The sequence below is a fragment of the Pseudomonas haemolytica genome (assembly GCF_009659625.1).
GTDB lineage: Bacteria > Pseudomonadota > Gammaproteobacteria > Pseudomonadales > Pseudomonadaceae > Aquipseudomonas > Aquipseudomonas haemolytica.
Window position 1 is genome coordinate 231,497 of sequence record NZ_VOIW01000004.1, and the last position, 26,053, is coordinate 257,549.

Sequence of the window (26,053 nt, forward strand, 5' to 3'; positions counted from 1 at the left end):
GATTGCAGAAATCCTCCACACCGCCGATAACCCCCTTATAGCACTTAGCCTTCATCCTCTCTTGTCAGTGCGTGCTGCATGATGCAACCTTGCCGCAGGCGACAGTAAAGAGGGCGAGAGCCCAGCGCAGTGCGCAATTTTCCAAGCGAGTTTCCCCATGAAAAGCCAACCCGATGTCGCCCGTATGGCGGCCGAGGTAGTGACGCAATTACCGGTGCCTTCGCGCCTCGGTATGCTGCGTTTCGAGCGGCTTAATGAGGCAAGCTGGGCCATGCTCTACCTTGACCCCAATTGCGAGCGCCAATTCGGCTGGCCGGCGGTAGAGCTCTGTGCCTTGATCGGTACGCCCTACGCTAGCCTGATGGAACCGCAAGTGCGGTATCAGTTGCACGATGCAATCCAGCAGCAATTGACTCAAAGCCCCCATTATCTGGTGCGCTACACCTTGCACACCAGCGACGGCCCGCTGAGCCTGTTGGAAATGGGCGAGGCCTATAAACAACACAACCGCCACCTGCTGCGCGGCTACCTGATGGTGGTTGACGGGCTGTTCAGTGAAACCACCGCGCCCGCCCCGACCGCCGACCTGGAAAACCAGAACAGCCGCCTGCAGATCGCCCTGGAACTCAACCAGCGTGCGCAGCAGGAACAGTTGCTGCACCTGGAACGGGTACGCGCCCAGCAAGAGTTGATCCTGCTGCTGGCCCGCCAGCGCTACACCATGCCTAATTCGCTGCAAGAAGCCGCTGAGCTGATCACCCGCAGCGCATGCGACATCTACCAGATCGACTGCGCCAGCATCTGGAACCTCGAAGACCAACGCCTGGTACCGATCTCGGCGTACCACCGTGCCGACCAACAGCACCACCTGCCCGACGCCATCGACGCCAGTGACTTCCCGGATTACCTGGAAGCCCTGCACTCCAGTCGTGCCATCGATGCCACCCATGCCCTGCGTGACCCGCGTACCCGTGAAATGGCCGAAAGCCTGCGCGCCAAGGATATTCACGCAATGCTCGACGCCAGCATTCGTGTGGATGGCCAGGTCGTCGGTGTGCTGTGCCTGGAACAACGGGGTAGCTCGCGTGCATGGCAGTCCGATGAGATCGCATTTGCCGGCGAGTTGGCGGACCAGTTCGCCCAGGTCATCAACAACCACAACCGCCGTACCGCCACCAGTGCCCTGCACCTGTTCCAGCGAGCGGTGGAACAAAGTGCCAACGCCTTTTTGCTGGTCAATTGCGACGGTGTGGTGGAGTACGTCAACCCCAGCTTCACCGCGATTACCCAGTACAGCGCCGAAGAGGTCCACGGTCATCGCCTGGCCCAACTGCCGGCCCTGGAAAACCTCAGTGAATTGCTGTTCGACGCGCCGTCGGCCCTGGCCAAAAGCAATAGCTGGCAAGGTGAGTTCAAAAGCCGTCGCAAGAACCTGGAACCCTACTGGGGCCAGTTGTCGATTTCCAAGGTGTATGGTGACAACCGCGAGTTGACCCACTACATCGGCATCTACGAAGACATCACCCAGACCAAACTGGCGCAACAGCGCATCGAACGCCTGGCCTACACCGATAACCTGACCAACCTGGGCAACCGCCCGGCGTTTATCCGCAACCTCGACGAGCGGTTTGCCCGCGACAGCGACAGCCCCATCAGCCTGCTGCTGGTGGACATCGACAACTTCAAGCGGATCAACGACAGCCTCGGCCACCAGACCGGCGACAAACTGCTGATCAGCCTGGCCCGCCGCCTGCGCAACAGCTTGAGCACCGGCGGCAGCCTGGCGCGCTTTGCCAGTAACGAATTTGCGGTGCTGCTGGACGATGCCGACCTGGAAACGGGCCAGCAGGTCGCCTGCCAGTTGCTCGCCACCCTCGACAAGCCAATGTTCGTCGACAACCAGTTGATCAGCGTCACCGGCTCCGTGGGCCTGGCCTGCGCGCCGCTGCATGGTCGCGACCCACAAACCCTGATGCGCAACGCCGGGCTGGCCCTGCACAAGGCCAAGGCCAACGGTAAACATCAGGTGCAGGTATTTACCGAGGCCCTGAATGCCGAGGCCAGCTACAAGCTGTTCGTGGAAAACAACTTGCGCCGCGCCCTGACCCAGAACGAACTGGACGTGTTCTACCAGCCCAAGCTGTGCCTGCGCAGCGGTCGTTTGCTGGGAATGGAAGCGCTGTTGCGCTGGAACCACCCGGAAAAGGGCATGATTCGCCCGGACCAGTTCATCAGCGTGGCCGAAGAAACCGGGCTGATCATCCCTATCGGCAAATGGATCGCCCGCCAGGCCTGCCGCATGAGCCGGCAGTTGAGCGCCGCAGGCATGGGCAATTTGCAGGTGGCGATCAACCTGTCGCCCAAGCAGTTTTCCGACCCGGACCTGGTGGCCTCGATCGCTACAATCCTCAAGGAGGAACAACTGCCGGCCAACCTGCTGGAGCTGGAGCTGACCGAAGGCCTGCTGCTGGAGGCCACCGAAGACACGCGCCTGCAACTGGACCAGCTCAAGAGCTTTGGCCTGACCCTGGCCATGGACGACTTCGGCACCGGTTACTCGTCGCTGAGCTACTTGAAAAAATTCCCCATCGACATCATTAAGATTGATCGCAGCTTTATCCACGAAATCCCGGATAACCAGGACGACATGGAAATTACCTCGGCGGTGATTGCCATGGCCCATAACCTCAAGCTCAAGGTGGTGGCCGAAGGCATCGAGACCGCTGAGCAGTTGGCGTTCCTGCGCCGGCACCGCTGCGATGTGGGCCAAGGCTACCTGTTCGACCGGCCGATCCCCGGTGCAGAGCTGCTGGAGAAGCTCAAACGCTATCCGCGCGGGCCAATCGCCTGACAGCGCTGTAACACTCGGGCACACTGGCTGTCTGACAATTTACTGTTACTCAACCTGACGAGAGGACTGATCATGGTCTTGCGCTCGGAAATTCTGGTGAACAAAAACGTGCTGCCTACTCAAGAACAAGCGTTGCCTGGCCGTGAAACCCCAATGGCGCTGCCAGAGACCCACTTCGTCAACGGCAACCCGCTGCTGGGCCCGTTCCTTGATGACGTCGGTTTCGCGATCTTCGGCCTGGGCTGCTTCTGGGGCGCGGAACGCAAATTCTGGCAGCGCGATGGCGTGGTCAGCACCGTGGTCGGCTACGCCGGCGGCTTCACGCCGAACCCGACCTACGAAGAAGTCTGCTCCGGCCTGACCGGGCACAGCGAAGTGGTGCTGGTGGTGTATGACCAGGCCAAGGTCAAGTACGAAGACCTGTTGAAGATGTTCTGGGAACTGCACAACCCGACCCAGGGCATGCGCCAGGGCAATGATATTGGCAGCCAGTACCGTTCGGTGATCTACGCCACCACGCCTGAACAACTGGCGGCGGCCAAAGCCAGTGCCGAGGCTTATCAGCAAGAGCTGACCAAGGCCGGTGTCGGTGAGATCACCACGGAAATCGAAGAAGCCCCGACGGTGTACTTCGCCGAGGCGTACCACCAGCAGTACCTGGCGAAGAATCCGCAGGGGTATTGCGGGATCGGCGGCACAGGCGTGACCTGCCCGATCTAAGGGCAACATAGAACCAAATGTGGGAGGGGGCTTGCTCCCGATTGCGGTGTGTCAGTTACAGAAGTACTGACTGACAGTCAGCAATCGGGAGCAAGCCCCCTCCCACATTTAGTTTTGTGTGTGGCCTGAGAGCTGACTATTCAGCGATAAGCCAATCCATCTGCCACCCACCCTGGGTCTGGCCAAGCTTCTTGGACAGCCACGGCAGCAGCTCACGCAACTCCTCTTCCAGGCCCCACGGCGGGTTGGCAATCGCCAGCCCCGAGCCGGTCAGGGTGTTGGGGGTGTCCAGGGGATGCACCAGCAACTCCACACGCAGCAACTTCGGCGCACCAGTGCCGGCCAGGTCCTGGTAGAAGCGGCGCAACATGCGCTGGTCCTTCACCGGGTACCAGATCGCCGCGACCGTCTGGCGCATACGGCTGACCGCTTCCTTGAGGGACGCCGCGCAACGCTGCATTTCATCGAGCTGTTCAAACGGTGGGTCGATCAGCATCAACGCGCGTTTTTCCGGCACCGGCAACAGGGCGCGTGGCACATGCCAGCCTTCGCCCAGGTGCACTTTGACGCGGCGATCACCTTTCATGTTGTCCTTGAGCAGCACGCCATCTTCCGGGTGCTTCTCGTTGAGCAGCACCCGGTCCTGAGGCCGTGTGAGGCGTCGCGCCAGTTCCGGCGAGCCCGGGTAGTAGCGCAACTGGCCGTCCGGGTTCATCTCGTGCAGTACACGCATGTAGTCGGCGGTGAGCGGCGGCAGGTCGCTTGCGCCCCACAGGCGGGCGATGCCTTCCAGGTATTCACCGGTGCGGTTGGCCTGATCGCCCTGCAGGTCGTACAGGCCAATGCCGGCGTGCGTGTCGAGGTAGGCGAACGGCTGCTCCTTGCGCGACATCAGGGCGATGAGGCGGGTCAAGGTCAGGTGTTTGAAGACATCGGCATGGTTGCCGGCGTGAAAGGCGTGACGATAATTCATGGTTGCTCCTGCGCAGGGGGCGAAGTTTACCTGCTACCGGCGCAAAGGTGCAGGGCCGCATGGCGGGCCGCATCGATGCCACACGATTGCCATGGGCTCAACTCAACTCCAAGGCAAGGTAGTCAGCCAGTGCGGCCGGGCTGATATCCGGCCTGCGTGCGAAGTAGGCGACCTTGTGCTGCAAGGTGCTTGGCGTAAGCGCGGTGTACAGGTCGGGCCGCTGCTCCTGGAGCCATTGCAGCAGGTTGTCGACCAGTACCTGCGGTGACTGCTGTGCCAGGTGTACCAGCAATGGCTCCGGCACCCGCCACCAAGGGCTGGTCTTGGCTGGCGTGACCGGCCGCGGCGTCACTGACAGCGGCCGGCCGTTGATCAGATAGCGCTGGAAGACCGGTAACAGACTACCCGCCTCGTCACCCAACTGCTGCAAGATCGGCAAAAAATGCGCCCCATCCCAAAAGCGCAAAAATACCGGCTGGTCTTCGGGCACGTACACCTGGGTCAAGCCCTGCAAGTGCTCGATCACGGTTTCCAGCGGGCAGGACGCTACCGCCAGCCAACCCCAATCCGATGCCTGGGTAGTGGCTATCCAATCGAGGAAGGCACTGCCCGGTTCGACGACTGCAACGTAAGGCATGACCTCATTCCAATCGGCGTAGGCCGTGCCTGCCCAGACTGGTTGCGGTGGCTTGCCCGCCGCCATGGCTTGCCAGGCAGCAAACGGCTTGGCGTCGCTGGCACTGCCCAGCACGGCGTACATTTGCTCATTAGGATGCAGTGGGTATTGCGCCAGCCAGGCGCGGGGAGTCAAGGGTGCAGGCATCAAGGGAAACTCCGTGCATGAGTGCTGATATCGCACTGTCCGCTCTTGCAGCGTTCACATTCTTCGCAAAATGGCGCGCTACGCTTCAGGCTGGCCACTTGCACAGCGCTTAACGGTGCGGGAATAACCGCCAGCAACGTCTCCTTCAACCCTGGCATCAACGGCGCCGCCGCTGGAGCAGGCGCCCCGCCGAGCTGGATCGGCACACTGCTGAAAATCCCGCCCGCCGACAGCGTGATCGACTGCCCGCCCGCCTGAATCGTCACGCTGGTGCTCGCATCAATGACGATGCTTTGCCCCGCCCCCAGCTGGATGGTCTGCCCGGCACGCATATGCTGCGAACCGCCGACCACCAGATGATCATCCTGCTTGAGTTCAGTCAGGCGGTTGCCATGGGTGATGCGTTGCTCTTCGCCCTGCAACTCGTGGTGCGACTCTCCGCCCACCCGCACACGACGCTGGTTATCGACCTGCACCTGTTGGTCATTGAGCACATGCTGGGTCCAGTCCCGCTGGGCCCGCAGGTAGATTTCCTCGGCGCCCTTGCGGTCTTCGATTCGCAGCTCATTGTAGCCCCCACCACCCGGGCTGCTCTGGCTACGCAGGATACTGCGGGTCTTGTCCGCCGGCAGGTCGAGGGGCATCGGTGTGGCGGCATTAGGCAGGCACCCCACCACCAGCGGCATATCCAAATCACCATTGACGAAGCCCACCAGCACTTCCATGCCGACCCTGGGTATCAGCACCACACCATAGCGGTCATGGGCCCAGCCGCTGGCCACCCGCAGCCAGCAACTGGAATGATCGTTGAGCTCGCCGATGCGATCCCACGCCATCTGCACCTTTATCCGTCCGTATTCGTCGCAATGGATCTCACTGCCAACCGGGCCAGTGACCACTGCGCTTTGGTAACCCGATATCGTCGGGCGCGGCTGCTCAGGCAAGGGCGGGCGAAAGACTGCATCCCATGGCGTAGCGACAAATGCATTGCGATACCCCTGGCGAAACTCCTCACCCGCCACCTCGGTGACCGCCTCCTCCAGCACCTGGGGCTGCTTACCTTCATGGGTCACCTGTGTCACCAGCCACAAGTCATTCCAGTCCTCGCGCGGGTGCTCCCTCAACTGCAGAAACCGGCCACTGGCCAAGGTCGGTTCATCACCCTGGCCATGGGCGACACGATAGTCGCTGCGATGCCGCTCCAAGCTACGCTGGGCGAGGTGTTTGCCATGGGCTCGGTCGGAAAACCGGCCGGGGTATTGCTGCTCTTCAAGCTTTGGCAACTGCTCGTCGACGGCCGTGCTTTGCAGCTCCAGGTGGGGTTTTCGGAAATCGTAGTCGCGCAAATTGACGGCCGTGGTGCAGGTTGCCAATTGCAGCGTGAAGCGCTTGATCGCCGGGGTATCGGCAACCATTCCCGAACCGGGCCGGTAAGGCGTGGGGTGATCCGCCTGGGCAAACACTGTCTGGTCATCACCAAACACCAACAGGTGCCCTTCGGGAGAATGCTGGAAGTGATAGTGAATGCCCAGCTCGGCACACAGGCGCTGGATGAAGGCCAGATCGGTCTCACCGAACTGCACACAATACTCGCGCTCAGGGTAATGACCGCTCAGACGGAATTCGAAGCAATCGCCATGGATCCCCTGCCCCACCAGTACCTGCGCAACAATCTGCGGAGCCGTCTTGTGCTGGAAAATACGTTGGTGGCTGTTGTGCGCCAGATACGCCAAGTGCGGCACCAGGCTGATCTGGTAGCGCGTCAGGCGCCGCCCGGAGTCACCCTGGGCGACCCGATAAACCAGGCCGTGAACACCATGGCCCTGCTCATCGAAACCCAAGTACACCTGGCGATGCAGCAAGCTCTCCAGGTCAAGGTCTGGCTGCTCGCTGACCAGCTCAAGTTCAAACCGGTAAGGCTGGCTGATCGCCTCGGTGCCACTGAACGCGAATACCTTGAGGTCACTGGGAACCCCGTCAAGGGCCAGGGTAAATGCACTTTGATTGGCAGGAGCGAACATCCGGTGTTTCTCCGCGAAGGGTGGGCGGCCGATTCTGCACCAGCTTGTTGCCGGCCTGGGCGCATCGCAGGTAAATCAGTAAGGTCCTACCGCAGTCTTCCTCTATCCGTCGTCGAGGGCGCATAGCGAGCCGTGCTAGCGTAATAACTTCTCTCCTCGACATAACACGGGAAACAGCATGGCGACCCGCTACGCAAAAATCATCCTGACCCTGGTCCTGGCAACCTTCGCCACCCTGGTCGCGTTCAATAACATCACCGACTACGGCTCCAACTTCGCCTTCGTCAAACATGTGCTGAGCATGGACACCACCTTCCCCGGCAACGCCGCCATGTACCGCGCAATCACCGCCCCCTGGGCGTGGCACGCCGCCTACGCGCTGATCATCCTCGGTGAATTGCTGACCGCGCTGTTGCTCGCACGGGGCGCGTTGTCGTTGTGGCGTGCACGCCACGCCAGCGGCACCGACTTCAACCACGCGAAGACATGCGCCATCGCAGGCCTTACCCTCGGCTTCGTGGTGTGGTTTTTTGGCTTTATGGTGGTCGGTGGCGAGTGGTTCCTGATGTGGCAATCCCATCAATGGAATGGCCAGGAAGCCGCGTTCAAGTTCTACATGGCGATTCTGGGGGTGCTGATTTTTCTCAATCAGACGGAAAGGGATTGAATCAATCCCCATAAAAAAAGGCCCAGCATCCTGAGGACGTGGGCCTTTTTTACTCGCTAGACAGGCGTTAAACGCCCATCGAATTACTTGTTGAGGTTGTAGTCTTTCTCCGCCGCATCAAAGCGCTCGACCATACCTGCAGTCGGTGCGCCCATCTTGCTCACGAAGTAGATCGCCAGGCTGGCGAAGATGAAGCCTGGGATGATTTCGTACAGGCCCAGCAGCGAGAAGTGCTTCCACACGATCACGGTGATCGCGCCGACCAGGATGCCGGCCAGTGCGCCGTTGCGGGTCATGTGTTTCCAGATGACCGAGATCAGCACCACAGGGCCGAACGCAGCGCCGAATCCGGCCCAGGCGTAGCTGACCAGGCCCAGTACGCGGTTTTCCGGGTTGGCGGCCATGGCGATGGCGATCAAGGCCACCACCAGCACCATGATCCGGCCTACCCACACCAGCTCAAGCTGGGAAGCGCCTTTACGCAGGAACGCCTTGTAGAAGTCTTCGGTCAGGGCGCTGGAGCACACCAGCAGCTGGCAGCTCAGGGTGCTCATGACGGCCGCGAGGATGGCCGACAGCAGGACACCGGCAACCCATGGGTTGAACAGGATTTTGGCCAGCTCGATAAACACACGCTCAGGGTTTTCAGTCACCGGGCCTGCCAATTCCGGATGCGCCGAGAAGTAAGCAATACCGAAGAAGCCCACCGCCACGGTGCCGCCCAGGCACAGGATCATCCAGGTCATGGAGATGCGACGCGCCTTGGCGATCGACTTCACCGAGTCCGCCGCCATGAAACGCGCGAGGATGTGCGGCTGGCCGAAGTAACCCAGGCCCCAGCCCATCAGCGAGATAACGCCGATGAAGGTGGTGTTTTTGAGCATGTCGAAGTTGGTCGGGTCCTTGGCTTCAATGGCCAGGAACGTGGTGTCCACACCGCCGGTCGCCAGCAGCACGATGATCGGCGTCAGGATCAACGCGAAGATCATCAGCGTGGCTTGTACGGTGTCGGTCCAGCTGACTGCCAGGAAACCACCGATAAAGGTGTAGGCAATAGTCGCCGCAGCACCGGCCCACAGCGCAGTCTCGTAGGGCATGCCGAAGGTGCTTTCAAACAGGCGGGCACCGGCAACGATGCCGGAGGCGCAGTAGATGGTGAAGAACACCAGGATCACCACGGCGGAGATGATCCGCAGCAAGCCGCTTTTATCTTCGAAGCGGCTGGAGAAGTAATCCGGCAGGGTCAGGGCGTCGCCGTTGTGTTCGGTCTGCACCCGCAGGCGGCCGGCCACGAACAACCAGTTGAGGTAAGCACCGACGATCAGGCCGATGGCAATCCAGCTTTCCGACAGGCCGGACATGTAGATCGCGCCCGGCAAGCCCATCAACAACCAGCCGCTCATATCGGAAGCACCGGCCGACAAAGCTGTCACCACGCTACCGAGGCTGCGACCGCCGAGGATGTAATCAGAAAGGTTATTGGTGGAGCGATAGGCCATCAAGCCGATCAGCACCATTGCTGCGATGTAGATCACGAACGTGATCAGGGTTGGATTACTAACGCTCATAGGAGTGACGCCCTGGCTTTGTTTTTATGTAGCGACGGTCATTTGGACAGCCACCCGTGGATTACCGGATAGACGAGCCTGCGTGCCGCGCATTTATGACTGGCGTTTCCCCAGGAAAGCCGCCAGCCGATGAACCAAACCGTAGAGGTGGTTGCACCTTGGTTCGCGAATGCTATTCAACAAAGCAAATAAGGTGCAACCAGTTTCTTGCGAATAAGTTGCACCCAAGTGTGTTTTTGGACAAACACCCTGTTTTTGCTCCTTTTCGGAGCAAGAACAGCCGATCTCAGAAGCAAATGCACCAAGGCAGCGCGGATTCCGTCGAGGGCCAATTTTTTTCCGATCAACCGTCGAAAATTTCCTGAACAAAAGGGTTGCACCCGGTTGCACCTGCGCATGGGCAAAGCTAATCTTGCCGCCAGCAGATGCCACTCGGTAGTGGCACCCATGAGGATAAAAAGATGGCAACGACCACCCTTGGGGTCAAACTCGACGACCCGACCCGCGAACGCCTGAAGGCTGCCGCGACCTCCATTGATCGCACGCCGCACTGGCTGATCAAGCAGGCGATTTTCAATTACCTGGAGAAACTCGAGGGTGGTGCAACCCTGTCCGAGCTCAATGGCTTGAGCAGCAAGGACGCCGAAGACGCTGGCGAAATCCAGGCCGACCACGCCCACCAGTGCTTCCTGGAGTTCGCCGAGAGCATCCTGCCGCAATCGGTACTGCGCGCCTCGATCACCGCCGCTTACCGCCGCCCAGAGCCGGAAGTGGTGCCAATGCTGATCGAGCAGGCGCGCCTGCCGGTTGAAATGGCCGAAGCCACCAACAAGCTCGCCGCCTCGATTGCCGAAAAACTGCGCAACCAGAAGAGCGCCGGTGGCCGTGCCGGTATCGTCCAGGGCCTGCTGCAAGAATTCTCCCTGTCGTCCCAGGAAGGCGTGGCACTGATGTGCCTGGCCGAAGCGCTGCTGCGCATCCCGGACAAAGGCACCCGTGACGCGCTGATCCGCGACAAGATCAGTACCGGTAACTGGCAGCCACACCTGGGCAACAGCCCCTCGCTGTTCGTCAACGCTGCCACCTGGGGCCTGCTGCTGACCGGCAAACTGGTCGCCACCCATAACGAAGCAGGCTTGACCTCGTCCCTGAGCCGCATCATCGGCAAAAGCGGCGAGCCGATGATCCGCAAGGGCGTCGACATGGCCATGCGCTTGATGGGCGAGCAGTTCGTCACCGGCGAAACCATCGCCGAAGCCTTGGCCAATGCGAGCAAATTCGAAGCCAAGGGCTTCCGCTATTCCTACGACATGCTCGGTGAAGCCGCACTCACCGAACACGATGCGCAGAAGTACCTGGCCTCGTACGAACAAGCCATTCACTCAATCGGCAAAGCCTCCCACGGTCGTGGGATCTATGAAGGCCCGGGCATCTCCATCAAGCTCTCCGCCTTGCATCCGCGCTACAGCCGTGCGCAGTACGAACGCGTGATGGATGAACTGTACCCGCGCTTGCTGTCGCTGACCTTGCTGGCCAAGCAATACGACATCGGCCTGAACATCGACGCTGAAGAGGCCGACCGCCTGGAGCTGTCCCTGGACCTGCTCGAGCGCCTGTGCTTCGAGCCACAATTGACCGGCTGGAACGGCATCGGCTTTGTGATCCAGGCCTACCAGAAGCGTTGCCCGTATGTGATCGACTACGTCATCGACCTGGCCCGCCGCAGCCGCCATCGCCTGATGATCCGCCTGGTAAAAGGTGCGTACTGGGACAGCGAGATCAAGCGCGCCCAGGTCGAGGGCCTGGAAGGCTACCCGGTCTACACCCGCAAGGTGTACACCGACGTTTCCTACATCGCCTGTGCACGCAAACTGCTGTCGGTGCCGGAAGCCATCTACCCGCAGTTCGCCACGCACAACGCCCACACCCTGTCGGCCATCTACCATATCGCCGGCCAGAACTATTACCCCGGCCAGTACGAGTTCCAATGCCTGCACGGCATGGGTGAACCGTTGTACGAGCAAGTGGTAGGCAAGGTCTCCGAAGGCAAGCTGAACCGTCCGTGCCGTGTGTACGCACCGGTCGGCACCCACGAAACACTGCTGGCCTACCTGGTACGCCGCCTGCTGGAAAACGGCGCCAATACCTCGTTCGTCAACCGTATCGCCGACCAATCCATCTCGATTCAGGAGCTGGTGGCCGATCCAGTGGCCAGCATCGAACAAATGGCGACGCTGGAAGGCGGCTTCGGCCTGCCACACCCGCGTATCCCGCTGCCGCGTGACCTGTATGGCAGCGACCGCGCCAACTCGGCCGGTATCGACCTGGCCAACGAACACCGCCTGGCGTCGCTGTCCTGCGCATTGCTGGCTACCGCGCACAACAACTGGAAAGCCGCGCCGATGCTCGGTTGCGCCTCCAGCCAGGAAGCGGCACAACCGGTGCTGAACCCGTCCGACCTGCGTGACGTAGTCGGCCACGTACAGGAAGCCACCGTCGAAGACGTCGACAACGCAATCCAGTGCGCCATCAGCGCCGCGCCGATCTGGCAGGCCACCCCGCCCGCCGAACGCGCCGCCATCCTGGAGCGTGCCGCCGACCTGATGGAGGGCGAGATCCAGCCGCTGATGGGCCTGCTGGCCCGTGAAGCCGGCAAGACCTTCGCCAACGCTATCGCCGAAGTGCGTGAAGCCGTGGACTTCCTGCGTTATTACGCGGTGCAGGCACGCAACGATTTCACCAACGACGCCCACCGCCCACTGGGCCCGGTGGTGTGCATCAGCCCGTGGAACTTCCCGCTCGCCATTTTCAGCGGCCAGGTCGCTGCAGCGTTGGCCGCCGGTAACCCGGTATTGGCCAAGCCTGCCGAACAAACTCCGCTGGTCGCCGCCCAAGCTGTGCGCATCCTGCTCGAGGCCGGCATTCCGGAAGGCGTGCTGCAACTGCTGCCGGGCCAGGGCGAAAGCGTTGGTGCCCGCCTGGTGGGTGATGATCGCGTCAAAGGCGTGATGTTCACCGGTTCCACCGAAGTCGCGCGCCTGTTGCAACGCAATGTCGCCGGTCGCCTGGACGCCCAGGGCCGCCCAATCCCACTGATCGCCGAAACCGGTGGCCAGAACGCAATGATCGTTGACTCGTCGGCACTCACCGAACAGGTGGTGATCGACGTGGTGTCCTCGGCCTTCGACAGCGCCGGCCAACGTTGCTCGGCCTTGCGCGTCTTGTGCCTGCAGGAAGATTCGGCAGACCGCGTGATCGAAATGCTCAAGGGCGCCATGGCTGAATGTCGCCTGGGCAATCCGGAGCGTCTGTCGGTGGATATCGGCCCGGTGATCGATGCCGAAGCCAAGGCTGGCATCGAGAAACACATCCAGGCCATGCGTGACAAAGGCCGTACCGTGTACCAGGTGGCGATTGCCGACGGCGAAGAGATCAAGCGCGGCACCTTCGTGACGCCAACCCTGATCGAGCTGGAAAGCTTCGACGAGCTGCAACGGGAGATCTTCGGCCCGGTGCTGCACGTGGTGCGCTACAAGCGTAAAGAAATCGACCAGTTGATCGGCCAGATCAACGCGTCGGGCTATGGCCTGACCCTGGGCGTGCACACCCGTATCGACGAGACCATCGCCAAGGTGATCGACAACGTCAATGCCGGCAACGTCTACGTCAACCGCAACATCGTGGGTGCCGTGGTCGGCGTGCAGCCATTCGGCGGCGAAGGCCTGTCGGGCACCGGCCCGAAAGCCGGTGGCCCGCTGTACCTGTACCGCCTGCTGTCGACTCGTCCTACCGACGCGATCGAGCAATCCTTCGTACGCGGCGACAAGTTGGCTGCACCCGATGTGCGCCTGCGTGATGCCATGAGCCAACCGCTGACCGCCCTGAAAACCTGGGCCGACAGCAACAAGTTCAGTGAACTGAGCGCCCTGTGCACCCAATTCGCCGCGCAGTCCCAGAGCGGTATCACCCGCCAACTGGCCGGCCCGACCGGTGAGCGCAACAGCTATGCCATCCTGCCTCGCGAGCACGTACTGTGCCTGGCTGAAGTAGAAGGCGACCTGCTGACTCAACTGGCGGCGGTATTGGCAGTAGGCGGTTCGGCGGTATGGCCGGAAACCGAGCTGACCAAGGCGTTGTTCCCACGCCTGCCGAAGGATGTTCAGGCGAAGATCAAGCGTGTGGCTGACTGGACCAAAGACGACGTGGTGTTCGACGCCGTCCTGCACCACGGTGATTCCGACCAACTGCGTGCGGTGTGCCAGCAAGTGGCGCAACGTGGCGGGGCGATCGTTGGGGTGCATGGGATGTCTCAGGGTGAGACGACCATTGCCCTGGAGCGCCTGGTGATCGAGCGAGCGTTGAGCGTTAACACCGCTGCGGCAGGCGGTAACGCCAGCCTGATGACTATCGGCTAAAACCTGTGGGAGGGGGCTTGCTCCCGATAGCGTTCTGTCAGTCAGCTCATCAGTAACTGACCCACCGCTATCGGGAGCAAGCCCCCTCCCACATTTGATTGCATTTCAATTCCCTGCTTGCGTTTTGCCCCTCCATCACCCAGATCAATCTTGCTATCCAGCCTCTATTCGCGCACCTAGACTCAGGCCAATTCCTCCAAAGGTAAGCCGCCATGTCCGAGTCGCTGCTCAGTTCCCGCAATCTGGCTTTCGAGCTGTACGAAGTCCTCGATGCCGAGGGCCTGACCCAGCGCGAACGGTTTGCCGAACACAATCGCGAAACCTTCGATGCAGCCATCAGCACGGCGCGCAACATCGCAGAGAAGTACTTCGCCCCCCACAACCGCAAAAATGATGAAAACGAGCCGCGCTATGAAGACGGCCAGGCGATCCTGATTCCGGAAGTCAAACCGGCCGTGGACGCCTTCCTGGAAGCAGGCTTTCTCAACGCTGCGCGCAGTTTCGAAGCCGGTGGCATGCAGTTGCCGACGCTGTTGTCGCAGGCGTGTTTCGCCCACTTTCAATCGGCCAACGCCGCATCAACGTCCTACCCGTTCCTGACCATGGGCGCCGCCAATCTAATCGAAAACTTCGGCACCGAGGAGCAGAAACAACGCTTCCTGCAACCGATGATCGACGGGCGTTTCTTCGGCACCATGGCCCTGACCGAGCCCCATGCTGGCTCCTCTTTGTCGGATATTCGTACCCGCGCCGAACCAGCGGCTGACGGCAGTTATCGACTCAAGGGCAACAAGATCTTCATCTCCGGTGGCGATCACTCGTTGTCGGAAAACATCGTGCACATGGTGCTGGCCAAATTGCCGGACGCTCCCGCAGGAGTGAAGGGCATTTCGCTGTTTATCGTGCCCAAGTTCCTGGTCAATGATGACGGTAGCCTCGGTGCTCGCAACGATGTGTTGCTGGCCGGGCTGTTTCACAAGATAGGCTGGCGCGGTACCACGTCAACGGCGCTGAACTTCGGCGATAACGGTAACTGTGTTGGCTATCTAGTGGGCAAGCCCCATCAAGGTTTGAGCTGCATGTTCCAGATGATGAACGAGGCACGCATTGGCGTGGGCATGGGCGCGGTGATGCTCGGTTACGCCGGTTACCTCTACTCACTGGACTACGCCCGGGAACGCCCTCAGGGCCGCCTGCCCGACAGTAAGGACCCAAGCACCGCACCGGTGGCGATCATCCAGCACGCCGACATCAAGCGCATGCTATTGACCCAGAAAGCCTATGTGGAAGGCGCCTTCGACCTCGGCCTGTACGCGGCGCGGCTGTTCGACGACACCACCACCCTGCAAACCGACTCCGAGCGAAAGCAAGCCCACGAACTGCTGGACCTGCTCACGCCTATCGTCAAATCCTGGCCGTCGGAGTTCTGCCTCAAGGCCAACGAACTGGCGATCCAGATCCTCGGCGGCCACGGCTACACCCGTGAATACCCGGTGGAGCAGTACTACCGCGACAACCGCCTCAACCCGATCCATGAAGGCACCCACGGTATCCAGTCCCTGGACTTGCTCGGGCGCAAATTGGCGCAGAACGGTGGCGCCGGCTTGAAACAGCTGATTCGCTTGATCGCCGAGACAGGCGCACGGGCGCAGCAGTACCCGTCACTCACGGCGCTACGAGAGCCATTGGAGCAATTGGTCAATCGCCTGCAAAGCGTCACCATTGGCCTACTGACCGATCTCGCCCAAGGCAAGGTCAACAGCAGCCTGGCGAACTCGGCGCTGTACTTGAAAGTGTTCGGGCATACGGTGATTGGCTGGCGCTGGCTGGAACAGGCAATCCGCGCTGAAGAAGGGCTGGCCAAGGGTGACGCGACCGACGTGGCCTTCTATAAGGGCAAGCTCCAGGCCGCCCGGTACTTCCTGACGTGGGAAGTACCGGGTTGCCATCATGAACTGGCGATTCTGGAGGCACGCGACGATACGTGCCTGGGGATGCGGGATGAGTGGTTCTGATCAAACTGCCCTCGCCCCCTGTCAACATTGACAGGTGGCGCCCGTTTCTGAGGGGCATAAACTCAAGCTACCTGAATCGTAGCAATGTGGTGTTTCGGGCAAACGGCAGGTGTTACCTGCTCCCAAACGCATACAAGAGTAAAGGCCATGAGCGAGCAAAACCGTACGGTGGGCACCTACATTGGAACCATGCCGGAAGATATCTATATAAGACTGGGAGAGATATGGGACGACGATACAGGCCCGCAGAAGGTCACGAAAAAGATCTACACCACGCACAACAATATGAATTACGACATTCAAGTGTATGGAATTTTCCAAGGCGACCAGAAGAAAGACGCCCCTGAGAGAAAAAAAACCTCCCAGTCAGAGAGTAGCGCTCCATACGCATTACCACTGCCGCCCAACCTTAAACCGGGCACCCCTGAGGCCTTCCTGTCTATCGGGATCGGAGATATACATCGCACTGATGACGGCACACAAAGGAGAGTCGCCAACAAAGCCTTCCGTGAGCAATCTAACGGGATGATTGCAATCGAGATCATCTACGATCCAAGCTAAACGTAGTGAGAAATCGACATAAAGCGCACCATTCGGTATCCAGGCGCGCATCATGCCGGCGACACCAGGCGATTCAGTCGCCCTGCCCGATCACCTTGGAAATCACATCGACCGTGGCGCTGACTTGCTCTTGGTAACGGTCGAGTTCCTGCTGGTGCGCCTGCTGCATTTCGATCTGCTCGGCGCACAGGTTCAGCGCGGCCAATACCAATAATTTGTCACCGATCAGGGTCGGGTACTTTTTCTTGGTAACCGCCAGGGAGGCCTTGAGCATGGTCACGGCATGCATCAGGGTCTGATCTTCGCCGGCCGGTGCCTTGATCGAGTAATCCTCTCCGAGAATCGAAACGACCTTTATCCCCTCGCTCATGCGCTGACAGGCCCTGCACTCACACGCTCAACCAGTGCCTGGATGCGTGCGGCGGTGGCGCCGTGCTTTTCTTCCTGTTCCATCAGGTTCAGTTGCAGGCTGTCGTTTTCGTCCTTGGCGCGGGCCAGTTCGGCCTTGAGGGATTCGTTGCTGCCCAGCAGCTCTTGATTCTGCTGTACGAGGTCGCTGACCAGTTGTTCCAGTTGGCTGAGGGATGCTTCTAACATTTTGATTTCTCGGGCTTTTAAAAGGGCGGTGACGATAAAGAAAATTCACCTCGGATGCCAGGGTTATCCCCGGCGCGCAGCCCGATTACTCAGGGCCGGGCCGCACTTAGTGACTGCATTTACCCGATCTGGTTCCTGAATCCGCCCAACCCCTCGTCAGATGCGACAAAAACGCACGGCCCCTTAAGACTTTCGTCCCATGGCCGATAGCGGATGTATACCTCGTCTCATGACCGCATGGGTCGCGCTCTCCCCCAGGATTCCAGCATGTCTCTTCGTAATATGAATATCGCCCCGAGGGCCTTCCTCGGCTTCGCGTTTATTGGCGCCCTGATGTTGTTGCTGGGTGTGTTCGCCCTGAACCAGATGAGCAAGATTCGCGCAGCCACCGAAGACATCACCTCGGCCAGCGTGCCCAGCATTCGTGCCCTCGACGATTTCACCCAGTTGACCCTGCGCCTGCGCGTGCTGTCGTACCGCTTGCTGACCAACCGCGAGCCGGATGTACAGCAAAATACCCTGGAAGCCTTTGAGCTGCGTAATCAGCAGATTCGCACGGCCCAGGGTATCTACGAAAAACTGATCACCAGTACGCAAGAACGCAATGCCTACGACGAGTACGTGCGCCTGCTGGGCCAGTACCACCAGATTGAAGAGCGCATGAAGAGTCTGTCGCGCGCCAATCAAATCGACGAGCTGCGCAACCTGCTGAACACCGAGTTGCTGAACAACTCCGAGCAGGTCAACGCCGTATTGACCCGTTTGCTGGATATCAACAACGACGACGCCAACGCCACCAACCAGCAAGCCAAAGACCAATACGACATGGCCTTTAACCTGGTGGTGGGCCTGCTGGTGGTTGCCACGGCACTGACCTTATTGTTCGCCTGGTTGCTGACCCGCAGCATCACCCTGCCCATCGCCCGCGCCCTCGAAGCTGCGGAAGAAGTGGCCGAAGGCAACCTGACGCGCCCGATCACCGTAGACGGCAACGATGAAGCCGGCCGCCTGCTCGCCGCCATGGCCAAGATGCAAACCAAACTGCGCGACACCCTGCAACGCATCGCCGGCTCCGCCACCCAGCTAGCGTCCGCCGCCGAAGAGCTGAATGCCGTCACCGACGAAAGCGCCCGTGGCCTGACCCAGCAAAACAACGAAATCGAACAAGCCGCCACCGCGGTCAACGAGATGACCAGCGCGGTCGAAGAAGTCGCCCGCAATGCGGTGAGCACCTCCGAAGCCTCGCGCAACGCCACCACCTCTGCCGGTGACGGCCGTGACCTGGTGCAGGAAACCGTCAGCGCCATCGAACGCATGAGCGCCGACGTGCAAGCCACCGCCTCCCTGATTGGCGACCTGGCCAATGAATCGCGGGATATCGGCAAGGTACTGGACGTGATTCGCGGCCTGGCCGACCAGACCAACCTGCTGGCCCTGAACGCGGCGATCGAAGCCGCGCGGGCCGGGGAAGCCGGGCGTGGTTTCGCCGTGGTGGCCGATGAAGTGCGGGCGCTGGCCCATCGCACCCAGCAGTCCACCAGCGAGATCGAGCGCATGATCGGCAGTATCCAGACGGGTACCGAGCACGCAGTGGATTCGATGCGCAACAGCACCGAGCGGGCGGAATCGACGCTGAATATCGCCAAAGGCGCGGGCATGTCGCTCGATACCATCAACACCGCGATTGTCGAGATCAACGAGCGCAACCTGGTGATCGCCAGCGCTGCAGAAGAACAGGCCCAGGTAGCGCGGGAAGTGGACCGCAACCTGGTGAATATCCGTGATTTGTCGGTGCAATCGGCCACCGGCGCCAGCCAGACCAGCGCCGCGAGCAGCGAATTGTCGCGCCTGGCGGTGGATCTGAACGGGATGGTAGGGCGCTTCCGCCTCTAACTGACTGCACTGGTTTAAAAATGTGGGAGGGGCGGTGCGACGATTCGACTTGCTCCCGATAGCGGTCTGTCAGTCAGTTCATCAGTAACTGACCCACCGCTATCGGGAGCAAGCCCCCTCCCACAGTTGCCTCTGCTGCTTGTGGAAAAATCAGAAAAAGCTTTTTGACAGCGCAGCAATTCAACAGGTTAGAATCCCTGGCACGCAGACTGCATGGTCAGTTTGCGCCCCGTCTTCCCTGCTTTGGAGTACTGCCTTTGAATGCGACGACCATCAACAGCCTGTTCTTGATCGGCGCGTTGCTGGTGAGTGCGAGCATTCTGGTGAGCTCCCTTTCGTCCCGCCTGGGCATCCCGATCCTGGTGATCATCCTGGCCGTGGGCATGACCGCCGGTGTCGATGGCGGCGGCATCATTTTCGATAATTATCCGACCGCCTACCTGGTGGGCAACCTTGCGCTGGCCGTGATCCTGCTCGACGGCGGCTTGCGTACACGAGTGGCGAGCTTTCGCGTGGCGCTGTGGCCGGCCTTGTCCCTGGCTACAGTGGGGGTGTTGATTACCACCGGCCTCACGGGCATGGCTGCGGCCTGGCTGTTTGACCTCAACATCATTCAAGGTTTGCTGATCGGCGCCATTGTCGGCTCCACGGACGCCGCAGCGGTGTTCTCGCTGCTGGGCGGCAAGGGACTCAACGAGCGGGTCAGCGCCAGCCTGGAAATCGAATCCGGCAGCAATGACCCGATGGCGGTGTTCCTCACCGTCACCCTGATCGACATGCTCGCCAGCGGCCAGACCGGCCTGCACTGGAGCCTGCTGACGCACCTTATCCGCGAATTCGGCATCGGTGGCCTGGTGGGCCTGGGCGGCGGCTGGCTGATGCTGCAACTGGTCAACCGCATCAACCTGGCCAACGGCCTGTACCCGATCCTGGTGATCGCCGGCGGCCTGTTCGTCTTCGCCCTGACCAACGCCCTGCACGGCAGCGGCTTCCTCGCCGTGTACCTGTGCGGCCTGGTGATCGGCAACCGCCCGGTGCGCAGCCGCCATGGCATCCTGCATATGCTCGACGGTATGGCCTGGCTGGCGCAGATCGGCATGTTTCTGGTGCTGGGCCTGCTGGTCACGCCCCATGACCTGCTGCCGATTGCCCTGCCGGCCCTGGGCCTGGCGCTGTGGATGATCCTGTTTGCACGGCCGCTGTCGGTGATGGTTGGCCTGCTGCCATTCAAAGCGTTCCACGGTCGCGAAAAAGCCTTTATCGCCTGGGTCGGCCTGCGCGGCGCGGTGCCGATCATCCTGGCGGTGTTCCCGCTGATGGCCGGCCTGCCCCATGCGCAGCTGTACTTCAACCTGGCGTTCTTTATCGTGCTGGTGTCGTTGCTGGTACAGGGCACGAGCCTGCCGTGGGTGGCCAAGCTGCTGAAAGTCACCGTACCGCCAGACCCTGCGCCAATCTCCCGCGCCGCCCTGGAAGTACACGTCACCAGCGAGTGGGAGCTGTTCGTCTACCGCCTGGGTGCGGAAAAATGGTGCATCGGTGCGGCCCTGCGCGAGCTGAAAATGCCCGAAGGCACGCGTATCGCTGCGCTGTTTCGTGGCCAGCAACTGCTCCATCCGTCGGGTAGTACGGTGCTGGAAGTCGACGATTTGCTCTGCGTGATCGGCCATGAACACAACCTGCCGGCCCTGGGCAAACTGTTCAGCCAGGCACCGCAACGGGGCCTCGACCTGCGCTTCTTCGGCGACTTCGTGCTTGAAGGCGACGCCCAGCTGGGCGCGGTTTCGGCCCTGTACGGGCTCAAGCTGGAGGGCATCGACCCGGACATGCCATTGAGCCGCTTCATCACCCAGAAAGTCGGCGGCGCCCCGGTAGTGGGCGACCAGGTAGAGTGGAACAACACTATCTGGACCGTCGCGGTCATGGACGGGAACAAGATTGGCAAAGTCGGCGTCAGATTCCCCGAAGGAAGTCGCCCGGGCCCCGGGCTCTTCCTCTAAACTGCGGGGCGATGACGCCCCGATTCTTCACCTTGCAAGACCGGTCTCTATGCCAACTCTGCGCACTTTTCTCGCCACTGCCCTGCTGGGCCTGACCCTTTGTGTCGGCAGCGTACACGCCGCCGACCCGCCCAGCGCCGACGCCATCCAGCAAACCCTGGATAAACTGCCCGATCGCAAGTTGCCTGACGCCGACATGAAGGCGCTGCAGGCGATCCTGCAACAGACCCTGATCTACCTGGGCAACAAGCAGGATTACGAGCAGCGCCTGGCGGACCTCAAGCGCCAGTTGGAAGAGGCGCCACGCCAGACCACTGACAACCAGCGCGAGCTCACCCGGCTCAAGGCCACCAAGGTCATTCCGGTGGCCCAGCGCTACGCCACGCTGCCAGTACCGCAACTCGAGCAATTGCTGGTGCAACGCACCACCCAGCAAGGCGACCTGCAAAAAGAGCTGGCCGAGGCCAACAGCCTGACCATCGCCGCCCAGACCCGCCCCGAACGCGCCCAGACCGAAATCAGCAGCAGCCAGACGCGCATCCAGCAGATCAACGCGACGCTCAAGCTCGGCAAGGACAATGGCAAGGCCCTCAGCGGCGACCAGCGCAACCAGTTGAACGCCGAACTGGCGGCCCTGAATGCGTTGATCCCGCTGCGCCGACAGGAGTTGGCCGGCAACAGCCAGTTGCAAGACCTGGGCAACAGCCAGCATGACCTGATCCAGGAAAAAACCGCGCGCCTGGAGCAGGAAATCCAGGACCTGCAAACCCTGATCAACCAGAAACGCCTGGCCCAGTCGCAACAAACGGTCACCCAGCAATCCATCGAAGCACAGAAAGCCGGCGGTAGCAGCCTGCTGGCCACGGAAAGCGCAGCGAACCTGAAGCTCTCCGACTACCTGCTCAAAAGCACCGACCGTCTTAACGACCTGACCCAGAAAAACCTGCAGACCAAGCAGCAACTGGACACCGTGACCCAAAGCGATTCGGCCCTGGACGAGCAGATCAATGTACTCAAGGGCAGCCTGCTGCTGTCCAAGATTCTCTATAAACAGAAACAAGCTCTGCCACGCCTCACCGTGGACAAAGACCTGGCCGACGATATTGCCAACATTCGCCTGTACCAGTTCGAGGTCAACCAGCAGCGCGAGCTGATCAGCTCTCCCAGCGCCTATGTGGATAAACTGCTAGCGGACCAGCCGCCGGATGAGGTCACCCCGCAACTGCGCCGCACCCTGTTGGAACTGGCGATCACCCGCAGCGACCTGCTGGAGCGCCTGAGCCGCGAATTGAGCGCACTGCTCAACGAATCCATCACCCTGCAACTGAACCAGAAACAACTGCTGAGCACCGCCACTACCCTGCGTGCAACGCTCGACGAGCAGATGTTCTGGATCCCGAGCAACAAGCCGCTGGACACCGAATGGCTGGAAACCGTGCCGGCGCACCTGAGCAAGCAAGTCACCACCCTGCCCTGGGCTTCCAGCGTCAGCGAGTTGTATGACGGCCTGACCCAACGCCCGCTGCTGTTCCTGCCGTTACTGCTGTTGATCGGCGCGCTGCTGTGGCGCCGTAATGCGCTCTATGTGCGCCTGAAAAAGGTTCACCTGGACATCGGCCACTTCAAGCGCGACAGCCAGTGGCACACGCCCCAGGCCATCCTGATCAATGTCCTGCTGGCCATGCCGGTAGCCCTGGGCCTGGCGCTGTGCGGCTATGCCCTACAGATCGATGCCCGTGGGCAAAACGCCAACCTGGGCGCAGCCTTGTTGCAGATCGCCCAGGCCTGGCTGGTGTTCTACACCGCCTACCGCATCCTCGCGCCGGGCGGCGTGGCGGAACTGCACTTCCGCTGGGAAAAGCCTCAGGTCGAATTCCTGCAAGGCTGGGTGCGCAAGCTTGGCCTGGTAGTGCTGGCGTTGGTGGCAGTCGTAGCGATTGCCGAACATCAGCCGGCGGCGCTGGCCGACGACGTGCTGGGCATTGGCGTGGTGCTGACCTGCTACGCGCTGATGGCCTGGCTGCTGGGCCGCCTGCTGCTGAACAGCCCGACCCACGAGAAAGCCTCGCTGTTTCGCAAGGCTATCGGGCTGCTGTTCACCGCCCTGCCGGTCGCGCTGTTTATTGCCGTGTGTTTTGGCTACTACTACACCGCACTGAAACTCAGCGACCGACTGATCAACACCCTGTACCTGCTGATGTTCTGGCTGGTGATTGAGGCCACCTTTGTGCGTGGCCTAGGGGTTGCCGCCCGGCGCCTGGCCTATTCCCGCGCCCTGGCCAAACGCCAGGCCGCCAAGGAAGCCGGTGATGGCGAAGCGGTTATCGAAGAGCCGACCCTGGACATCGAGCAGGTCAACGAACAGTCGATGCGCCTGATCCGCCTGGCCTTGCTCGGCGGCTTTATCGCGGCGCTGTACTGGGTGTGGTCGGACCTGATCTCGGTGTTTTCGTACCTGGATAACGTCACCCTGTACGAATACACCAGCGGCACAGGTGCGAATATCAGCATGGTGCCCATCAGCATCGGCGACCTGCTCGGCGCGTCGATCATCATCGGCATCACCTTCGCCCTGGCGCGCAACCTGCCCGGCCTGCTTGAGGTACTGGTGCTGTCCAAGCTGGACCTGGCCCAAGGCAGCGCCTACGCCACCACCACCTTGCTGTCCTACATCATTGCCGGTGTGGGCTTCGTATCCACACTGTCCACCCTCGGGGTGAGCTGGGACAAGCTGCAATGGCTGGTCGCCGCGCTGTCGGTGGGCCTGGGCTTCGGCATGCAGGAGATCTTCGCCAACTTCATCTCCGGCATCATGATCCTGTTCGAACGCCCGGTGCGGATCGGCGACACCATCACCATCGGCAACCTGTCAGGCACGGTAAGCAAGATCCGCATTCGTGCTACCACGATCACCGATTTCGACAACAAAGACATCATCGTCCCGAACAAGACCTTCATTACCGGGCAACTGATCAACTGGTCGCTGACCGACACCATCACCCGCGTGACCCTGAAACTCGGTGTGGACTACGGCTCCGACCTGGACCTGGTGAAGGAATTGTTACTGAAGGCCGCACGGGAAAACCCACGGGTACTGAAAGAGCCCGAACCCCATGTGTACTTCCTCAACTTCGGCGAAAGCACGCTAGACCACGAGCTGCGCATGCATGTACGCGACCTGGGCGACCGCAACCCGGTGCTCGACGAGGTCAACCGCTTTATCAACCGTGAGTTCAAGAAACAGCACATCAACATCTCGTTCAGGCAGATGGAGATCTACCTGAAAAACCTCCACGGCCAGGAATACAAACTGGTGCCGGCCGAGGATGAGCGCAAGACCATCGTCGAGCCCGTCGACAAGCCCGACGCACCAGAGCCACCCGCCGGCAAAGTGGTGGATGCGCCGGAACCGCCACCGAGCAAACTCGACTAAACGCCCTATCCCCAGCAGAATGCTCGGACATTCTGCTGGAGATGGCCGGTGAAAGCCCTCGACGAACTGACCTTCGACAACCGCTTCGCACGCCTGGGCGATGCGTTCTCAACTCACGTGTTGCCCGAACCCCTCGACGAACCGCGCCTGGTGGTGGCAAGCAACGCCGCCATGGCCCTGCTTGACCTCGACCCGGCGGTGGCCGAAACACCGGTATTTGCCGAACTGTTTGGCGGCCACAAACTGTGGGCCGAGGCAGAACCACGGGCGATGGTCTATTCCGGGCATCAGTTCGGCGGCTACACCCCGCAGTTGGGCGATGGCCGCGGGTTGTTGCTGGGCGAGGTGTATAACCAGGCCGGCGAGCACTGGGATTTGCATCTCAAGGGCGCCGGCATGACGCCTTACTCACGCATGGGCGACGGGCGTGCGGTGTTACGCTCTTCTATTCGTGAATTTCTCGCCTCGGAAGCCCTGCACGCGCTGGGCATTCCCAGCAGCCGCGCCCTGTGCGTGATCGGCTCCAGTACCCCGGTTTGGCGGGAGAAGCAGGAACGTGGGGCGATGGTTTTGCGCCTGGCCCCCAGCCATGTCCGCTTCGGGCATTTCGAATACTTCTACTACACCAAGAAGCCCGAACAGCAGGCCGAGCTGGCCGAACACGTATTGAACCTGCACTACCCCGAGTGCCGCGAGCAGCCTGAGCCGTACCTGGCGATGTTCCGTGAAATCGTCGAGCGCAATGCCGAAATGATCGCCAAATGGCAAGCCTATGGCTTCTGCCACGGCGTAATGAACACCGACAACATGTCGATCCTGGGCATCACCTTCGACTTCGGGCCGTTTGCCTTCCTCGACGACTTTGATGCTCACTTCATCTGCAACCATTCGGACCATGAAGGGCGTTACTCCTTCAGCAACCAAGTGCCGATCGGGCAGTGGAACCTCAGTGCACTGGCTCAGGCCCTCACGCCGTTTATCAGCGTTGACGCCTTGAAAGAAGCGCTTGGCCTGTACCTGCCGTTCTACCAGGCCCACTACCTGGACCTGATGCGCCGCCGCCTGGGCCTGACCACTGCCGAAGACGATGACCAGAAGCTGGTGGAGGGCTTGCTTAAGCTGATGCAGAACAGTGGCGTGGACTACACGCTGTTGTTCCGGCGCCTGGGCGATGAGTCCGCAGAGCTTGCGGTGACGCGGTTGCGCGATGACTTTGTCGACCTGGCCGGGTTCGACGCCTGGGCCCAATTGTATAAAGATCGGGTTGCACGGGATGGGGATTACAGTGAAGAACAGCGCCGTGAGCGGATGCATGCGGCTAACCCGTTGTACATCCTGCGCAACTACCTCGCCCAAAACGCCATCGCCGCCGCCGAGGCTGGGGACTACAGCGAAGTGCGACGGCTGCATGAGGTGCTTTCCAAACCGTTCGAGGAACAAGCGGGCATGGAGCAATACGCGCAGCGGCCGCCGGATTGGGGCAAGCATTTGGAGATCAGTTGTTCGTCTTGATCCC

At 60.9% G+C, this 26,053-nt stretch carries 16 protein-coding genes and 1 pseudogene; 11 read left to right on the forward strand and 6 right to left on the reverse strand.

The genetic code is table 11. From position 1 onward, the window contains the following. Positions 1-157: 157 nt before the first annotated feature. Together FRT59_RS14880 and msrA are read left to right on the forward strand one after the other, a co-directional pair. Positions 158-2,851 (forward strand): putative bifunctional diguanylate cyclase/phosphodiesterase, encoded by a 2,694-nt coding sequence (locus tag FRT59_RS14880; RefSeq protein ID WP_034117389.1) that lies wholly within the window; start codon positions 158-160, stop codon positions 2,849-2,851. A 72-nt stretch (positions 2,852-2,923) separates the two neighbouring features. Continuing rightward, positions 2,924-3,571 (forward strand): peptide-methionine (S)-S-oxide reductase MsrA, encoded by a 648-nt coding sequence (gene msrA, locus FRT59_RS14885; RefSeq protein ID WP_153838711.1) that lies wholly within the window; start codon positions 2,924-2,926, stop codon positions 3,569-3,571. A gap of 136 nt (positions 3,572-3,707) precedes the next feature. Here msrA and FRT59_RS14890 read toward each other — a convergent pair whose 3' ends face one another. The 3 genes from FRT59_RS14890 to FRT59_RS14900 form a co-directional block, all read right to left on the reverse strand. Next, a complete protein-coding gene (locus FRT59_RS14890) occupies positions 3,708-4,544 on the reverse strand; it encodes a 23S rRNA (adenine(2030)-N(6))-methyltransferase RlmJ (protein ID WP_034117387.1) in 837 nt (278 codons plus the stop codon). Between the two features lie 97 nt (positions 4,545-4,641). Next, positions 4,642-5,367 carry a DUF4123 domain-containing protein gene (locus FRT59_RS14895; RefSeq protein ID WP_153871557.1) on the reverse strand — a complete coding sequence of 242 codons (726 nt, stop codon included), beginning with the start codon at positions 5,365-5,367 and terminating at the stop codon, positions 4,642-4,644. After that, positions 5,367-7,388: a type VI secretion system Vgr family protein gene (locus tag FRT59_RS14900; RefSeq protein WP_153871558.1), complete on the reverse strand. Its 2,022-nt coding sequence runs from the start codon at positions 7,386-7,388 to the stop codon at positions 5,367-5,369. Before FRT59_RS14900 ends, FRT59_RS14895 begins: the two co-directional genes overlap by 1 nt. A gap of 178 nt (positions 7,389-7,566) precedes the next feature. Here FRT59_RS14900 and FRT59_RS14905 point away from each other — a divergent pair, with 178 nt between their 5' ends. Further along, the gene (locus FRT59_RS14905; RefSeq protein ID WP_034117384.1) at positions 7,567-8,055 is read left to right on the forward strand and encodes a DUF2165 family protein; all 489 of its coding nucleotides are present in this window, start codon (positions 7,567-7,569) and stop codon (positions 8,053-8,055) included. Between the two features lie 83 nt (positions 8,056-8,138). On the opposite strand, the gene putP is transcribed toward FRT59_RS14905, so the two are convergent. Beyond that, entirely contained in the window at positions 8,139-9,623 is a 1,485-nt protein-coding gene (gene putP, locus FRT59_RS14910) for a sodium/proline symporter PutP (RefSeq protein WP_034117383.1), read from the reverse strand. Positions 9,624-10,084: 461 nt separating this feature from the next. On the opposite strand from putP, the gene putA reads away from it, so the two are divergent. The 3 genes from putA (at position 10,085) to FRT59_RS14925 (ending at position 16,614) form a co-directional block, all read left to right on the forward strand. Continuing rightward, positions 10,085-14,038: a trifunctional transcriptional regulator/proline dehydrogenase/L-glutamate gamma-semialdehyde dehydrogenase gene (gene putA / locus FRT59_RS14915; RefSeq protein WP_153871559.1), complete on the forward strand. Its 3,954-nt coding sequence runs from the start codon at positions 10,085-10,087 to the stop codon at positions 14,036-14,038. A gap of 212 nt (positions 14,039-14,250) precedes the next feature. Next, a complete protein-coding gene (locus tag FRT59_RS14920) occupies positions 14,251-16,053 on the forward strand; it encodes an acyl-CoA dehydrogenase (RefSeq protein ID WP_153871560.1) in 1,803 nt (600 codons plus the stop codon). Positions 16,054-16,200: 147 nt separating this feature from the next. Then, positions 16,201-16,614: a hypothetical protein gene (locus FRT59_RS14925; protein ID WP_153871561.1), complete on the forward strand. Its 414-nt coding sequence runs from the start codon at positions 16,201-16,203 to the stop codon at positions 16,612-16,614. Between the two features lie 73 nt (positions 16,615-16,687). Here FRT59_RS14925 and FRT59_RS14930 read toward each other — a convergent pair whose 3' ends face one another. Continuing rightward, positions 16,688-16,984 carry a cell division protein ZapA gene (locus FRT59_RS14930; protein ID WP_153838705.1) on the reverse strand — a complete coding sequence of 99 codons (297 nt, stop codon included), beginning with the start codon at positions 16,982-16,984 and terminating at the stop codon, positions 16,688-16,690. After that, a complete protein-coding gene (locus FRT59_RS14935; protein WP_003187970.1) occupies positions 16,981-17,211 on the reverse strand; it encodes a hypothetical protein in 231 nt (76 codons plus the stop codon). The genes FRT59_RS14930 and FRT59_RS14935 overlap by 4 nt, the downstream gene beginning before the upstream one ends. A 282-nt stretch (positions 17,212-17,493) precedes the next feature. Between FRT59_RS14935 and FRT59_RS27535 the strand changes: the two are divergent. From FRT59_RS27535 to selO, 5 genes and pseudogenes are all read left to right on the forward strand, one after another. After that, a pseudogene (locus tag FRT59_RS27535) lies at positions 17,494-18,249 on the forward strand (MCP four helix bundle domain-containing protein); the annotation flags it as partial. Next, positions 18,241-19,104 (forward strand): methyl-accepting chemotaxis protein, encoded by an 864-nt coding sequence (locus FRT59_RS27540; RefSeq protein WP_411829016.1) that lies wholly within the window; start codon positions 18,241-18,243, stop codon positions 19,102-19,104. The pseudogene FRT59_RS27535 and the gene FRT59_RS27540, both read left to right, overlap by 9 nt. 257 nt (positions 19,105-19,361) lie before the next feature. Continuing rightward, positions 19,362-21,104, forward strand: a complete 1,743-nt coding sequence (locus FRT59_RS14945; RefSeq protein ID WP_005784108.1) for a potassium/proton antiporter — start codon at positions 19,362-19,364, stop codon at positions 21,102-21,104. Positions 21,105-21,153: 49 nt separating this feature from the next. Further along, complete coding sequence (gene mscK / locus FRT59_RS14950; protein WP_153871563.1) at positions 21,154-24,537, forward strand: mechanosensitive channel MscK; 3,384 nt, start codon at positions 21,154-21,156, stop codon at positions 24,535-24,537. A 48-nt stretch (positions 24,538-24,585) separates the two neighbouring features. Next, positions 24,586-26,049 (forward strand): protein adenylyltransferase SelO, encoded by a 1,464-nt coding sequence (gene selO / locus FRT59_RS14955; RefSeq protein ID WP_198809696.1) that lies wholly within the window; start codon positions 24,586-24,588, stop codon positions 26,047-26,049. Positions 26,050-26,053 lie beyond the last annotated feature (4 nt).